Source organism: Alteromonas sp. NFXS44 (assembly GCF_040148705.1).
In the GTDB taxonomy this organism is placed as follows: domain Bacteria; phylum Pseudomonadota; class Gammaproteobacteria; order Enterobacterales; family Alteromonadaceae; genus Alteromonas.
This window is the reverse complement of sequence record NZ_JAGDEA010000012.1, coordinates 858,922-873,294: the sequence shown is the minus strand read 5'-3', so window position 1 is coordinate 873,294 and position 14,373 is coordinate 858,922. Positions and strand designations below refer to the sequence as shown.

Below are 14,373 nucleotides of genomic sequence, written 5' to 3'. Positions count from 1 at the left end.
CAGATGATGCGTAAAACGTTGCCTGAAAAATATTATCTTGATCACTTCCGCGAGTTTTTGTCCTTTTTTGACGGTGCCAGTGGCGCATTGCTGGACGAAAATGCGCGGCGTTTTATTGAGGATTTCAATGCACTGCCTGAACCGCAACAATGCATCATCGCCCGTGCAGCAAACCGCAAATACGCCATCATCAACCGTGAGCATTTCTACTACGAAGAAATACCGCATCCGCAGCAGCAAATAGATGCGCTTTCCGCCTCCGGTTGGTTCGGGTGTGTAACAGAAGCGCCGCTGCAGGAACTGGCCGGTATGCTGACCAAGGCCGACATTCTGCAATACCTGCATGATCTCGGGATCAGCGGTCAGCCTGCTTCAGCAAAAAAGAGTGTGCTGATGGCAGACTTATTCGATGGCATAAAACGTCACGGCTGGCCGGCGTCATTGTCGGTGGAGCATTTACTGTTTTGCCGCTTCGATGCCACTATGCGTTATTTGCTGTTTCTGTTCTTCGGCAACACTAAAGGGCGGCTGAATCAGTTTTCCATGCGTGATCTCGGCATCATGCGTACGCGGGGCCAGGCTGTGTCTGATCAGGCACGCTTCGAATTGCCGGAGGATGCCGGCGCTGCTTTTTACTATGCGTCGCGCACCGGCGAACTGGATTTTCTTGATGATGAGGCCTGTCTGGCAGCAGCAAAAGCCCCCGTGCCGGAAACCTTCTCCACCATTTCAGCAGTGCTGGCGGAAAAATACCACGCCAAACTGGGGTCAAAGCTGCTTTCTGTCGACCGGCAGGCTGCACTGACTTTTCTTGAACAGTCTCCCGGCGACACAGCAAAAGAAAAATGGATTCGCGAAGCTTATAAAGAAGGGTTGAAAGACGAGGTAAAGCAAAGCTTGGAAAGCATTATCGATTCCCCGCCCTCAGATACATTGCTGGCCTTCGCAGAAGATTTTTATCAGCGCAAATATCATAAGAAGCGTACCAGTATAGTGACTGATATGTTGCGAAACGCGTCCCGTACACTGCAACTGGACGAGAGTCAGAATCAGTCTGTTGAACGGGGCGTTATCGCCTGGTATCAGCGTCACGGCGCTGAAGCCTGGCGAACCGAGAATCGTTTGTGGCGGAGTTTGTTTGCACTCACGTTCTGGACATTATTGTTCGAAGAGGATGCGCCGGTAACTGCTTTTGACCGGCGTCCCCAAAGCCTGAAAAATAATGCTTTCTACGAGTCATTTGCGGTAAAAATTGATGAACTGCTGGCAAGTTTTACTACTGCAGACGGACTGATGAAGCATGTAACGGCCAAGGCCGCTGCCCATTATGGAGAATCGAACAGCCTGTTCCTGTGGGGATCAAAATTGCTGGATCCGGTCAAAGGCTTGCTGACACATGCGCCGGTTACACAGGTAACAGCCATGCTGAAAATGATGGCGCAGGACTTTGCCAGTCTGCGTGACGGTTTTCCCGATATTATGGTGGTGGAAAACGGGGCGCTGCGGTTTGAAGAAATTAAGGCACCCGGTGATCAGCTTCGCCGCAACCAGCTTGTCAGTATTCAGAAGCTGCAGCAGGCCGGATTTGATGTGCAAATAGCGCAGGTTAGCTGGTACCGTGACCCGGAGCAGCCCTATGCTGTCGTTGATATCGAAACCACGGGCGGCAACAGCCAGTACCACAGGATCACCGAAGTCGGCATTGTGAAAATTATCAACGGGGTAGTGGTGGATGAGTGGCAGTCTTTAATCAATCCGCAGCGACACATTCCCTCGTCTATTACCAGACTGACCGGGATCAGTAACGACATGGTCGCCGGTGCGCCGGTATTCGCTGACGTAGCTGAATCCATTGATGCCTTTACCCGCGACTGTGTGTTTGTCGCCCATAACGTTAATTTTGACTATGGATTTATCAAACAGGAATTTGCCCGTCTTGAGCAGCCTTTCCGGCGGCCCAAGTTGTGTACTGTCAGAGAGTCCAGAAAAGCCTTTCCCGGACTTGCCTCATATTCACTGGCGGCGCTGACAAAACACTTCGGCATTGATATGGAACAGCATCACCGGGCATTGTCTGATGCAAGAGCGTCAGGCGAACTGCTGGTGATGACGCAGCAACAGGATTAAAAATGCTTAATGCATCGTTGCTGAACCCGCGGGTTTTCTCCTGCGTATTTTATTATGCACTGTTGAAGTGTGTACGCGTTCTTGCTGTTTGGCCTTCTCTCCGGGAAGGCCCTTTTTTTATAACTTCATTTTTAAACCGGTGAGAACACGCCCCACGTTGTCCACCACATCCAGCCGGATAAACCATTCAGCATCTTCTGCGAACAGCGCACTGCCGCCTATTTCGCCGGAAAAGCCATGACCGTATCCGAGAAAGTCCTCGGTGAGTTCCGCACGGGAACCCAGTCCTTCATCAACCCGGGAAGCGTAGACAAAGTAAGACAGCGGATAGTTTTTAATGGCGCCTTCCCCTGCAACGCCAATAATGGCTTTATTGCGGGACTGGTCAAGGCGCTGGATCCACTCAATAAATACTTCATGCTGCGGGTGCCAGGCATAGCGGTATTCACTGCGGACAAAATTACCGCCTGTCATGCGCTCCAGACTGATCTCAAAGCCGGCTTTATCTGAAAAGCGACCCGAATACTCAAGCTCTGCATAATCCAGTTTCGCCGGTAGTTGCAGAGCATCTGAGGGATCCTGATTATCCAGTTGTCCGGCAACCAGTTCTACGGCGTGATGACTGTTCAGATTAACCACATGGCGAATACCTTCAATCCAGCCGTCCTTCGACAAGCCGGTGGAAGATACCCGTCCTTTGTAGGTGGGAATAATGCCAATCTCCGTCTTGCCTGCAGATGACGTATGTCTGACATATAAACGACGGACATGAAGCTGCTGGCTGCTACCGTCAAACAAGGTGTTGTGACTTGAAGAGAAGTCACTACCGGTGACAATAAAACTGTTCAGGCTCCAGCTTTCTCCCATAGCGAGTTGAGGATAATAGCGGATCCGGTATTGAGTGCGGTGATCTCTGTCTGAGCGGGCATCTGAACGAACCTGTAAATCCAGCTTGTCGTTAAAAGACCATTCACTCTGACCCAAAGCACTGGTGCTGATAAAAAGAGCAACACACAAACCTGAAAAATACCGCCACATAACACTGCTTTCCATATACCGGACACAAATAAACCAAACACAATATGATGAATTTATTACATTAGCTCAGGCGATAAAAATGTTCGGGGCAAAAAAAGCCAGCACGGGGCTGGCATAGAAGTGGAACGCAATGAGATTGGGAACTCAAACACATCGGGAGAGATGTTCAGGAAGAGGCCTTCCCGTTTGAAGTTGAGGTTATAATAGCGCTGACCAGCTGGTCCGGATATCGGGAAAAAGCGATGAGTGAAATCGTATTTTACGAATGATCTTCCGAGTGATTTATCGAGGCCTGGGGGAGAGGCGGAAGCACCACCTCCCTGCATGCAAAATCAGAAGCGGTAACCAATACCTGCCATCAATGCCGCAGAAACGTCATCGCCAGAGTCTGATACTGCTGTTGATTCGAGCTTGGCATAAAAGCCCTGCGCCTTACCTGAAAAGGTGAATCTCGCGCCTATTCCGGCAGTAAACTCATTTCTGCGATAGGTACTCGTGTAAGAGCCGGGAATGCATTCAAATTCATTACAGATAACGGAGTCTATCACTGCGTTGTCTTCATCTATCCGCGATACCCCCAGCTTTCCATAGAAACGAAACCAGTCTGTATTGAAATCGTGACCCAAATTTAATCCGGCGTAGGCAATGGTAATCATCCCCTTTTCACGGCCATATTTGAATTCTACAGAGGTAATTTCATTGAAATCGTATCCGGCTTCCACATACTGACCGGAGTAGCCGCAACTACTGCAATCTTCAGACGTAGTTGTGAAAAAACCGGCTCCGGCGTAAAGACCACTGTCTTCATCAGCCAAAGCTGAGGGAGCAAACAAACCGGCGGCAACTGCAGAAGCTAACAGCGGGGCAGCTTTGAAAAAAGACGACATAAAACAACTCCTTAATGAATCGACAGATACACCTGTAAAGAGCAGGAATCTGATGCACCAGTCCGTCCGGTGCACTCATAAGGTAGATGCTGATGAAGTGTTAAGCCACTCGCGAAGTGTAACCAAACATTACCTGGCGTAACCTGAACCAATTGCGGTAAAAGGCATATCCAGTTCCAGCTCAGGAACCTGAAGGCCTACCCAGGCCGGAAAGGTATTGCTGTTCGGACCCGGAAAAAGGGTATATTCATTTGCCCAGGGATAGCGGGCAACGGCTTCCTGCACTTTAGGTAACAAAGCTCTGGCTTTTTCACCGGTAACCGTAAGGACTTTCTCCGGCTTTGCTCCATACCAGTAGCGATCCGGCGTCGGCGTGGTGTACTCCCTCAACGCAGGCAGGCCACTTTTTACCCGCCAGCCTGTGACTTCATACACTGTGTACTCCGGTGCATCCTGCGGCTTTACCGCAATCCAGGTATGCACGGCGAACCAGCCACGCCAGCTGTAAGCATCAGCCGCATAGACTTCGATAACCGCGTCTGAAAAGTTTTCCGGCGCATAAGCAATGCCCGCAGGCTCTCTGGACGCACTGCGCCAGTCCTGACTGGAACATCCAGCGGTGATCATAATGAGCGTGAGTAACAAAAATTTTCGCACAGTTTTCTCCTTTTCTTCATTTCATACTCTCAGGACGGTGAAAGCAGCACAAACAAAAACACCCGCAAAAGCGGGTGTTTTATCGATTTTTGACGTTTACGCCATACCGAGTTTCTTCTCGAGATAGTGGATGTTAGTACCACCGGCAAAGAAGTTTTCATCGGCCATGATACGGCGCTGTAACGGGATGTTGGTTTTAATCCCGTCTACTACCAGTTCGTCCAGTGCGTGGCGCATGCGGGCGATGGCTTCATCACGGCTTTCACCGTAAGTGATGAGTTTACCAATCATGGAATCATAATACGGCGGTACGGTGTAGCCGCTGTAAATATGCGATTCCCAACGTACACCCAGACCACCCGGAGAGTGGAAAGTGTTGATTGTGCCAGGGCTTGGAATGAACGTGTCCGGGTCTTCCGCATTGATACGGCATTCAATGGCGTGGCCACGAATTTGTACCTGTGACTGGTCAACAGACAGTGGCTGACCGCCAGCAATGCGAAGCTGTTCTTTAATCAGGTCAACGCCGGTGATCATTTCAGAAACAGGGTGTTCTACCTGTATACGGGTATTCATTTCGATGAAATAGAATTCGCCGTTTTCGTACAGGAATTCGAATGTACCTGCACCGCGGTAACCAATTTCAACACAGGCTTTACAGCAGCGGTCGCCTATCTTATTACGCATTTGCTCGGAAATGCCCGGCGCCGGCGCTTCTTCCACAACTTTCTGGTGGCGACGTTGCATTGAACAGTCACGCTCACCTAAGTGAATCGCATTGCCCTGACCGTCTGACAGTACCTGAATCTCAACGTGACGGGGATTCTCAAGGAACTTTTCCATGTACACAACCGGGTTACCGAACGCGGCACCGGCTTCTGCCTGTGTGGTTGCGATAGATTGGATCAGTTCATTTTCGCTGCGTACAACACGCATACCACGACCACCACCACCACCGGCAGCTTTAACGATGATTGGATAACCGATGCGTTTAGCAATAGCTTTGTTGCGTTCTTCATCGTCGGTCAGCGGGCCATCAGAACCCGGTACACAAGGTACACCGGCTTTTTTCATGGCGTTAATCGCTGACACTTTGTCTCCCATCAGGTTGATGGTGTCCGCTTTCGGACCAATAAAGATAAAACCGCTTTTCTCGACCGCTTCAGCAAACGCTGCGTTTTCCGCCAGGAAGCCGTAGCCAGGGTGAATGGCAATTGAATTGGTTACCTCCGCCGCAGCAATAATGCGCGGAATGTTCAGGTAACTTTCAGTTGCAGAAGCACCACCGATACAGATGGATTCATCTGCCAGCAGTACGTGTTTTAAGTTTCTGTCCGCGGTAGAGTGCACGGCTACGGTTTTGATGCCCAGTTCTTTACAGGCACGCAAAATACGTAACGCGATTTCTCCGCGGTTAGCTATGAGTACTTTATCTAACATATCGGCCGCCTGATTATTCGATGATGAACAGAGGCTGATCGAACTCTACCGGTTCCTGGTTTTCAACCAGAATAGCTTTAACAACACCCGCTTTGTCAGCTTCAATCTGATTCATCATCTTCATTGCTTCGATGATACAAAGGGTATCGCCAACGTTTACAGACTGACCGACTTCAACGAATGACTTGGCAGTAGGAGAAGAAGCGCGGTAGAACGTACCAACCATCGGAGATTTAACCTGATGGCCAGTAGGACCTTGCTCGGCAGCCGGTGCTTCAGCAACAGGCGCAGCGGCAGCAACAGGTGCTGCTACCGGAGCAGGCACTGGTGCAGCATAGTTATAAGCCATTGGTGCAGCAGCACCGGTAGGACCACGGTGGATGCGTACAGATTCCTCACCTTCAGTGATTTCCAGTTCGGCAATACCGGATTCTTCAACCAGTTCGATGAGTTTTTTAATTTTTCTGATATCCATTGTCATTTCTCGTTTTTAATTCAGTTTTTCAGGTTCAGGGCTGCCGTCAATGCGAGTTCATAACCAATGGCACCTAAGCCAAGGATGACACCAGCAGCAACGTCAGATAGATATGAATGATGGCGGAAAGGTTCCCTTGCATGCACATTAGACAAATGCACTTCAATGAAAGGGATGTTTACACTTAACAGTGCATCACGAAGGGCGACACTGGTATGTGTAAATGCCGCAGGATTGATGATGATAGCATCGACCTTTCCCATGGCATCATGAATGCGGTTGATCAATTCGTGTTCTGCGTTAGACTGGAAATGGCTCAGCGATGCACCTGCCGCGCTGGCTTTTTCAACCAGATTATCGACAATGTCCTGAAGCGTCTGGTAACCGTAGGTTTCCGGTTCACGCTTGCCCAACATATTCAGGTTGGGGCCATTAAGTAACAAAATTTCCATAAACTTGCTGCTATCTTTCTTAAAATGATTGCTTACAACGCATTTCAACAGAAAATAACTCTGCTTGCACGAATTTTGAACCACGAATTGTGGGTTTCCACCAGGATAACGGCAGATTATAGAGGATGAGATAGTTTTCGCAGCAAAATACTGGTCTAATCAGGGGAAATAGACGCAAGATTAGATGATAATCTATAGGTCTTTAGAGAAGAAGGTTGCACGATCGCAGTGCAGAAGTATGGCGGTTTTGTGGGGCAACTGCACAATTCCCTGTTCCGTCCAGGAAGCAAAAGCGCTGACATACCTGAGCATGGCAGCATTGTCTGCGCGGGGTTCTGCCCAAATCGACAGACAGTTTTCATCACTAAAAAAGACAAATTCACAGCAGGCTTTCAGAATGGCCCTGGTAAATTGTCTGCCGAGAAATTGTTTCTCACCGGTGAGATAATGAATGCCTTTGTCTGATTTCACAGCGTGGCAAACCTGCCCGACTGGCGCGGTGGTGGGGTCGTATACCTCAAAATAGGCAAACGGTACTTTACCGCAATACAGCACGTACCCTTGTTTATCTGCAGCAGTGATCACATCGTGAAAATAACCCTGTGTGGCCTGCCCGCTCTCACCGAGTCCCCAGTAGTAAGACACCCTGGGTTGTTTTTGCCATTGCTGAAATAATGGAAAGTGTGCGGAAGTGAGCGGTGAAAAGGTAAGCGTACCCGGCAACGCCGGCAGGTTGCACTCGTATACCTTATTTAACTGACCACCGACCATTGCGTTTCACGTTTATCTATAGTTATTGCCAACATTAAATACCAGCCTGCCGGATGACAAGCTGGTATCGATTAGTGTTGTAACTTACACGATTACCACATTTTCCAGGTGAATTTAGCGCCAAACGTGCGTGGACGGGTAACGCTGCCCAGCGGGTTATCTGGCTGGTCGTCGCCGAACGGTGAATTCACAAGACCATAGGTATCAAAAAGGTTGTCAGCATAGATGCTCACGCCAATCTGGTCGCTGATTTGTAAGTCAGCTTTCAGGTCGATGATATTGAAGCCACCCCGTTGCGTAACAGACTCAAAAGCAACCGGAGACGCATCGACATAGCGGTGGGCAATACTGATGCGGGGCATATACGGCAACGCTTCCAGAGTGACACCCAGATTATTCGCAATCGTCCATTTTGCTGAGCCCGGTAACGCGGTGCCTGCGGCGTAACCACCATTGCCGTTTGCTGCATAGGTAGCAGGCAGAAATTCAGACAGGCGGGCGTCCAGCCAGGTCACGCTGGTGTTAAAATCGAACCAGTTTGTGGGGCGCCACGCAGCCGTAAATTCAATACCATCAATTTTGGCCTCACCGGCATTGGTCACATAAGCCAGTCCTGCGTCTGTAAACAGGCGAACTTGCATATCTTCCCAGTTGATGCGGAAATAGGTGGCATCGAGCAATAAGCGCTTGTTCAGGAAATCAAAACGGCCACCGATTTCGTAGTTTTTCGTTTCATCCGGCGCGTAGGTTTCTTCCGCCCCTTCAGTAATGGCGGCATTAGGGTTTGTGCCGCCAACACGGAAACCTTCTGAGTAATTAATGTATCCCATTACATCATCAGTGAATTGATATTTGGCCGTGAATTTAGGTGTAAAGCCGGTTTCAGATGAATCTCCACCGAAGCTGGTGTTCTCGCTGCTGTAAATATCCGGATAATTCGCATAAGGCGGTATAGTCACATTAGACTTACTGCTGGTATCAAAGTAGCGGCCGCCCAGCGTAACGTTCAAATCTTCAAGAAGATCCCAGCTCACCTCACCAAAAATAGCGGTATCCTCATTCTCCTGATCAACAATATACTGATTAAAGTAATTGCCGGGGGCGAGTACATCGCCACTGAATCCGCCAAACAGGTCCGGGTTCGCATCAATGTAGGCCATGGCATTATTCTGATAAATGGCGTCGTTAATCATTTTGTCGCTGGAGTAATATGCCGCGCCCACAATCCACTGAATGGCTGAGTCTTCTTTAGATGAGAGGCGGGCTTCATAGTGGCGGCTGTCTGACTCGCCAATACCGTCATACTGAGTGTCCTGCGTAGGATCTAGCAGTCCGTAAATGGTGTAGTCGAAGGTAATTACGCTTTCTTTACCGCCGTAGGCTCCCAGTAAAGTCAGGTCGGCAAAGTCGAAGCCCTGATCCAGCCGCAAGGTATGCATGCTGAATTCTGTGTCGTGGGGTTCGGGAATAAAGGTGTCTCTGTTAAGTGTTGGTGTGGTGGCGTAAGTCTGGTCGTCGAGATGCGTTTTCTGAACCATCCCCATGTAGCTGATTTTGGTGTCCGCCCTTGGGGTGTATACCACCGAACCACGAAATCCTTTGACCTCTAAGTCATTAGAGCCTTTGTCACCGGTACCGATGTTGTTCAGGTAACCTGCATCGTAACGTTGCAATCCGACAAAACGCACTGCCAGCTTATCTTCAATAATTGGCGCGTTCACCATGGCCTTAACTGCGTAGTTCTCCTCGCCGGCGTGTTCAGTGTGTCCCACGCCCAGCTCTACCGCTGCATCCCAGGTGCTGGTATCCGCTTCTTTGGCGATGTAATTCACCAGACCGCCTAAGTTTGACGCGCCGTACAGCGTGCCCTGCGGCCCGCGCAGTACCTCAACCCGTTTTAAATCAAAGGTATCCATATCCGGAATAACAATAGGCCAGCCGGCTTCACTCATGGGAATGTCATTAATGAAGTAGCCAACAGTGGTTTGACCCTGTTCATGGTAGGTTGTGGCTGAAACGCCGCGAATGACCACTTCCGACACGCCGGGCTGATAGTCATTGAAATGTACACCCGGCAAGCGGTTGATATAGTCCGCCAGGCTCTCTGCCCCCATTTTTTCCAGTTGTTCACCGGTCAGCGCACTGGCTGAGCTGGCGAGGCTGCGAATATCACTGGCGCGTTTGTTGGCCGTTACTTCAATAACCTCAAACGGATCTTCATCGTCATCGGTTGTTTTGGCTTCCTGAGCAGCAAGCTGACCGGAAAGCGCGGTGAGTACAGCAATGTTTAATGCGTTTTTTGCAAACCGCAAAAGTGTTGTTTTGTATGCTGACATGAATTATCTCCTGGAACACAGTTGTAGTGATTATTGTTTTTATTGAATTCAGTGTACGGGAGGGATTCGCAGGATAAATTCCGGACAGGGTCATAAAGTTTCGGTTTCAGGCCACCTTTTAAGTGGCCTGTCGTACTGTGAAATGCAGCAGGTTAAAGTGTGGAGAAATGAGCTTTGCCACTGAGGTTTGTTTGTAAAATCCGGGTGCTGCCAATTTTTCCGGTTGGTGCAGTCAGCAGGTTGTTGTCCATCACGACGAAATCAGCCCGCTTGCCGGTTGAGATGCTACCCAGCTCGTCCTGCTGTCCGGCGGCGTACGCATTGTTAATCGTGTATGCCTGCAGTGCCTGTTCTACAGTAACTTTTTCATCTGGCAGCCAGCCATCCGGGTTTTTACCGTCGATAGTCTGGCGTAACACTGCCGCTTCAATGCCCTTTACCGGATCCAGCGGTGCAACCGGCCAGTCTGAACCAAAGCTCAAGGTAGCGCCGGCTTGCAATAATGAGTGGAATGCGTAGGTGCCGGTTAAACGTTCCTCACCGATTCGTTTTACTGCCCAGCGGCCATCATCAATGGCGTGATAAGGTTGTACGCAAGGAATAACACCGAGTTGTGCAAAGCGGGGCACGGCAGACTTTGTTAAGTGCTGGGCATGCTCTATGGTAAAGCGGCGAGCTGACTTCCCTTTGCCGTTTTGCTTAATGGTATGTTCGAAAATATCCAGCGCTTCGTCGTTGGCTTCATCACCTATGGCATGCAACGACACGCGCAGACCATGCTGATCGGCCTGTTGTGTCCATTCCCGCAGGTCATTGGTGTCCTGCACAGTAATGCCATGGGTTGATGCATCGTCATGATAGGCATCGTGGAACAGTGCGGTTCTTGATCCCAGCGAACCGTCGAAAAGCCCTTTCAGGCCGCCCCAGCCAACCCATTGATCACCAAATCCTTCATCGTTGATTTGTTGCAACAGTTTCTTCCAATCCTGAATAGGCACGTAAGATTGAAAGCGCATTTGAGGGTGTGCTTTCTCACGCATCGCCATCATAATATTATGTGACTCCCAGCTTATCCCCTTGATGTGACATTGCGTTACGCCATGACGCAAACCATGCTGGATCCCCTGTTTGAAGGTATCAATATTGCGGGCCATGGTGTCGCCAGGAATGATGCTAAGCACCAGCTCTTTGGCCTGGTCTTTTAAAATTCCGGTAGGGTTGCCTTTGGCATCACGGACGATTTCGCCACCGGGTGGTGTGGGCGTATTTTTATCAATGCCTGCTGCCTTCAGCGCAGCACTGTTGAGCAGCAACATGTGCAGGTCAAGGCGGGCTACGGCAACAGGGTGATTCGGAGTGACTTTATCAATCCATTCTTTTGTGGGAAGCTCACCGCCCCATAGTTGCTCATCCCAGTTTCCGCCTTCAATCCATTCGCCTTCAGGCAAGCTTTTGGCCCTGCCGGCGATAATATCTGTAAACTGCTCAGGGGTCGCAGCCTGGCGCAAGTTTACTTGCTTGAGCGTTTTGGCGCCCATCAGAAAATGGGTGTGGTTATCTATCAGACCGGGTGTGACAAAAGCCCCCTGAAGATCAACGATTCGGGTGCGTTTGGTTTTTAAGCTGAAAGCCGCGTCTTTACCCAACGCAGAAAACCGTTCGCCGGTCACAGCGAAGGCATTGGTGAGTGGTACACGGGAATCACCTGTCCAGACAGTGCCATTGGTATATATGGTGTCGGCGTGATTCGCTGCGGCATGTACTACACCTAATTTTGCCGCAAAAGCGGCGGCAACACTGCCCTGTAAAAAGTGTCTTCTGGTTAACATGTTATTCTCCCTGATGGCCTTGTGGCTGCCACTTTGCGTAAGCCGGCGCGCAGGCTTCAACCTGGCTGGCAAATGATAAAAGTCTGTCGTCTTGTGCCGGGGCGGCAGATAACAGCATACCTACCGGTAAGCCTGACTGATGCTGATACACCGGTAGCGTTATGCTTGGGGCGCCCAGTAAATTCTGAATGGGGGTAAATGCCATGAAAGCGAAAAGCCGGTTCCATAAGGTTTCACCGTCAATATCCGGTGCAAGGAAGCCAAGCGGTGGTGGCAGATCAGCCACCACCGGCGACAGCACAATATCGACCTTACGGTGGAATTCTTCAAGCTGCAATTTGGCAACGGTTATGGCATGAAAAGCCTCACGCAGTGCGGTATCGCTCAGTGATGCTCTGCGCTGATGCAAATAATGGGGCCAGGGTTCCAGCACATCGCTGGTGGTGAAACCCTGTGCGGCAACACCATCCACAATACCGCCGCCGAGATAGCACCAAAGCGTCTGCAGCGCTTTTTGAAGGGCATCCAAATCATAAGGGGCAGCACAGGTTTCAACGGTGACGCCGGGCATACTGCGTAGCAGGGCAATGTGTTCTTCCAGGGCGATACCGACTGCGGATGATGCTTCTACATTGCCCAGACCTTGCCGGATAACGCCCACATGAACAGGTTCTGTCGTCAGGGTGACCTTTTGTAATGATGGCGGGCGGGTAAAGTTGGTGGCGTCAATGACATCTCTTACCGAGCGTGCCAGCAGGCTGTCTGTACACAAATAGTCATCAATCATATCAAAGCGACGGGCACGTAAATTAAAACCCGCTGAAGGCTTAAAACCCACCACGCCGCAGGCTGAAGCTGGCATACGAATGGACCCGGCGGCATCAGAGGCATGGGCATAAGGCGTCATCCCTGTGGCTACGGCTATGGCGGCTCCGGTGCTTGAACCCAGCGCTGAGTGAGAAGTCAGCCACGGATTCTTTGACGGGCCGTACAACAGCGATTCGCCGGAAGCCAGTAAGCCGAACTCGGGCATGGCCGTCATACCAACCGGTAACACGCCGTTGGCTGTCAGTGCTTCCATGAAGGGATGAATTGCTGTGCCTGTCGCATCCTTTCTTAACCGCGAACCGCATTGCATAGGAAAGCCGGAATATTCATCCGATCCTTTTAGCAAATAGGGTAACAGTACGGTGTCACCGGATGAGTTGTTCAGTGCGGCTTCGGCCAGCGAAAAATCTGTGTGTGTCACAGCATTAAAAGCAGGGTTAAATGCACTTATCTTTTCCTGTGCACAGAAAAAAAGTGTCTCGTTGTGAACAGACTTATTTGTTACCAGTGCTTTTTGCGCCGTTGCATCCAGCATGCTGAGTGCATGGATATCGCCCGGGCTCAGACCATCTTTATTACGCATGAATACCGTATTTGCAGATCAGTTATACGCTACATCCTAGCTGCCCCGCTGACAAAAAACCTGCGCGTTCAGGCCTGCATTTTATAAATGCGGGCCAACTGAAGTGAAGGCTTATTCCGGCCGGAGTGCTATGAACTGAAATACTTGCTGGGCGGTACGCCGAAGGTTTTGTGAAACACCGAAGTGAAGGCGCTGGTGCTGCTGTAACCAACATCGTAGGACACAGTGGTGATAGGTGTGCCGGTACTCAGGCGGGAAATGGCTTCCAGTAAGCGTACCTGCTGGCACCATGTCGCAAACGTTATCTGGGTTTGTTGTTTAAATAATCGGGTAAACGTGCGTCGGCTTACGCCTGCCTGTTCACTCCATTCATCAATACTCTGATTTAGCGACGGGTCGGTAAGAAATTGCTGGCAAATTTTCGCCAGTCTGCGATCGGTGGGCATGGGGATAGAAAGCGGATCTACCGGCATGGCTTCAATTTCATCCAGAATCAACTGCATGATACGGCCTTCACGGCTGTCAGTATCGTAAAGCGTAGGAAATTGAACAGCCTGATTAATCAGCGCTTTAAGCAGTTCTGACACCGTAAAAACCCGACACTGGTCCGGTAAATTCTGACGGCTGCCCACATCTACATAAAGGGTTTTCAGCGTGACAGCAGTGCGCGATGTAGCCGTGTGTTGCATGTGCGCGGGGATCCACAAGGCACGTTGCGGCGGAATAACGTAGCTGCCGGTCTCCGTGGTGACAGACATCACGCCTTTGGTGGCATACACCACCTGACTGCGTTCATGGCAATGCCAGTCATCCGTAATACCCGCCGGATATTCGTCGTATAACGAGGTGACGGGTCTGTCGACATGTTGTAGTGCCGCGCTGCTTTTCACGTGCTCTCCTTTCTTACCTGAATCCACCAGGGTTAACGGGAAAGGAGAAGCAATATCCAT

At 50.3% G+C, this 14,373-nt stretch carries 12 protein-coding genes; 1 reads left to right on the top strand and 11 read right to left on the bottom strand.

Annotated features, from left to right (window positions below):
* Positions 1 to 6 precede the first annotated feature (6 nt).
* Positions 7 to 2,127, top strand: coding sequence for an exonuclease domain-containing protein (locus J3369_RS20775; protein ID WP_349590599.1), 2,121 nt, complete (start codon positions 7 to 9; stop codon positions 2,125 to 2,127).
* A 117-nt stretch (positions 2,128 to 2,244) separates the two neighbouring features.
* On the opposite strand, the gene J3369_RS20770 is transcribed toward J3369_RS20775, so the two are convergent.
* The 11 genes from J3369_RS20770 to J3369_RS20720 form a co-directional block, all read right to left on the bottom strand.
* Positions 2,245 to 3,165, bottom strand: coding sequence for a hypothetical protein (locus tag J3369_RS20770; RefSeq protein WP_349590597.1), 921 nt, complete (start codon positions 3,163 to 3,165; stop codon positions 2,245 to 2,247).
* Positions 3,166 to 3,497: 332 nt separating this feature from the next.
* The gene (locus J3369_RS20765) at positions 3,498 to 4,052 is read right to left on the bottom strand and encodes an outer membrane beta-barrel protein (protein WP_303572378.1); all 555 of its coding nucleotides are present in this window, start codon (positions 4,050 to 4,052) and stop codon (positions 3,498 to 3,500) included.
* Between the two features lie 129 nt (positions 4,053 to 4,181).
* Positions 4,182 to 4,679: a DUF3750 domain-containing protein gene (locus J3369_RS20760; protein WP_502877494.1), complete on the bottom strand. Its 498-nt coding sequence runs from the start codon at positions 4,677 to 4,679 to the stop codon at positions 4,182 to 4,184.
* A gap of 126 nt (positions 4,680 to 4,805) precedes the next feature.
* Positions 4,806 to 6,149, bottom strand: coding sequence for an acetyl-CoA carboxylase biotin carboxylase subunit (accC, locus tag J3369_RS20755; RefSeq protein ID WP_349590592.1), 1,344 nt, complete (start codon positions 6,147 to 6,149; stop codon positions 4,806 to 4,808).
* A 13-nt stretch (positions 6,150 to 6,162) separates the two neighbouring features.
* Complete coding sequence (gene accB / locus J3369_RS20750) at positions 6,163 to 6,624, bottom strand: acetyl-CoA carboxylase biotin carboxyl carrier protein (protein ID WP_303572375.1); 462 nt, start codon at positions 6,622 to 6,624, stop codon at positions 6,163 to 6,165.
* 20 nt (positions 6,625 to 6,644) lie between these two features.
* Positions 6,645 to 7,076, bottom strand: a complete 432-nt coding sequence (gene aroQ / locus J3369_RS20745; protein ID WP_303572374.1) for a type II 3-dehydroquinate dehydratase — start codon at positions 7,074 to 7,076, stop codon at positions 6,645 to 6,647.
* A gap of 192 nt (positions 7,077 to 7,268) precedes the next feature.
* Positions 7,269 to 7,847 carry a GNAT family N-acetyltransferase gene (locus J3369_RS20740; protein WP_349590588.1) on the bottom strand — a complete coding sequence of 193 codons (579 nt, stop codon included), beginning with the start codon at positions 7,845 to 7,847 and terminating at the stop codon, positions 7,269 to 7,271.
* 92 nt (positions 7,848 to 7,939) lie between these two features.
* Positions 7,940 to 10,183, bottom strand: a complete 2,244-nt coding sequence (locus J3369_RS20735; RefSeq protein ID WP_349590585.1) for a TonB-dependent receptor — start codon at positions 10,181 to 10,183, stop codon at positions 7,940 to 7,942.
* A gap of 152 nt (positions 10,184 to 10,335) precedes the next feature.
* On the bottom strand, positions 10,336 to 12,012 hold the full coding sequence (locus tag J3369_RS20730; protein WP_349590582.1) for an amidohydrolase: 1,677 nt from the start codon (positions 12,010 to 12,012) through the stop codon (positions 10,336 to 10,338).
* 1 nt (position 12,013) lies between these two features.
* Positions 12,014 to 13,423 (bottom strand): amidase, encoded by a 1,410-nt coding sequence (locus J3369_RS20725; protein WP_349590579.1) that lies wholly within the window; start codon positions 13,421 to 13,423, stop codon positions 12,014 to 12,016.
* Positions 13,424 to 13,551: 128 nt separating this feature from the next.
* Complete coding sequence (locus J3369_RS20720; RefSeq protein ID WP_349590576.1) at positions 13,552 to 14,373, bottom strand: AraC family transcriptional regulator; 822 nt, start codon at positions 14,371 to 14,373, stop codon at positions 13,552 to 13,554.

What these genes read in the sequence shown, in the direction of transcription:
- J3369_RS20775 (WP_349590599.1), top strand. Translation starts at nt 7, where the DNA reads ATGCGTAAAACGTTGCCTGAAAAATATTATCTTGATCACTTCCGCGAG.
- J3369_RS20770 (WP_349590597.1), bottom strand. Translation starts at nt 3,165, where the DNA reads ATGTGGCGGTATTTTTCAGGTTTGTGTGTTGCTCTTTTTATCAGCACC.
- J3369_RS20765 (WP_303572378.1), bottom strand. Translation starts at nt 4,052, where the DNA reads ATGTCGTCTTTTTTCAAAGCTGCCCCGCTGTTAGCTTCTGCAGTTGCC.
- J3369_RS20760 (WP_502877494.1), bottom strand. Translation starts at nt 4,679, where the DNA reads ATGATCACCGCTGGATGTTCCAGTCAGGACTGGCGCAGTGCGTCCAGA.
- accC (WP_349590592.1), bottom strand. Translation starts at nt 6,149, where the DNA reads ATGTTAGATAAAGTACTCATAGCTAACCGCGGAGAAATCGCGTTACGT.
- accB (WP_303572375.1), bottom strand. Translation starts at nt 6,624, where the DNA reads ATGGATATCAGAAAAATTAAAAAACTCATCGAACTGGTTGAAGAATCC.
- aroQ (WP_303572374.1), bottom strand. Translation starts at nt 7,076, where the DNA reads ATGGAAATTTTGTTACTTAATGGCCCCAACCTGAATATGTTGGGCAAG.
- J3369_RS20740 (WP_349590588.1), bottom strand. Translation starts at nt 7,847, where the DNA reads ATGGTCGGTGGTCAGTTAAATAAGGTATACGAGTGCAACCTGCCGGCG.
- J3369_RS20735 (WP_349590585.1), bottom strand. Translation starts at nt 10,183, where the DNA reads ATGTCAGCATACAAAACAACACTTTTGCGGTTTGCAAAAAACGCATTA.
- J3369_RS20730 (WP_349590582.1), bottom strand. Translation starts at nt 12,012, where the DNA reads ATGTTAACCAGAAGACACTTTTTACAGGGCAGTGTTGCCGCCGCTTTT.
- J3369_RS20725 (WP_349590579.1), bottom strand. Translation starts at nt 13,423, where the DNA reads ATGCGTAATAAAGATGGTCTGAGCCCGGGCGATATCCATGCACTCAGC.
- J3369_RS20720 (WP_349590576.1), bottom strand. Translation starts at nt 14,373, where the DNA reads ATGGATATTGCTTCTCCTTTCCCGTTAACCCTGGTGGATTCAGGTAAG.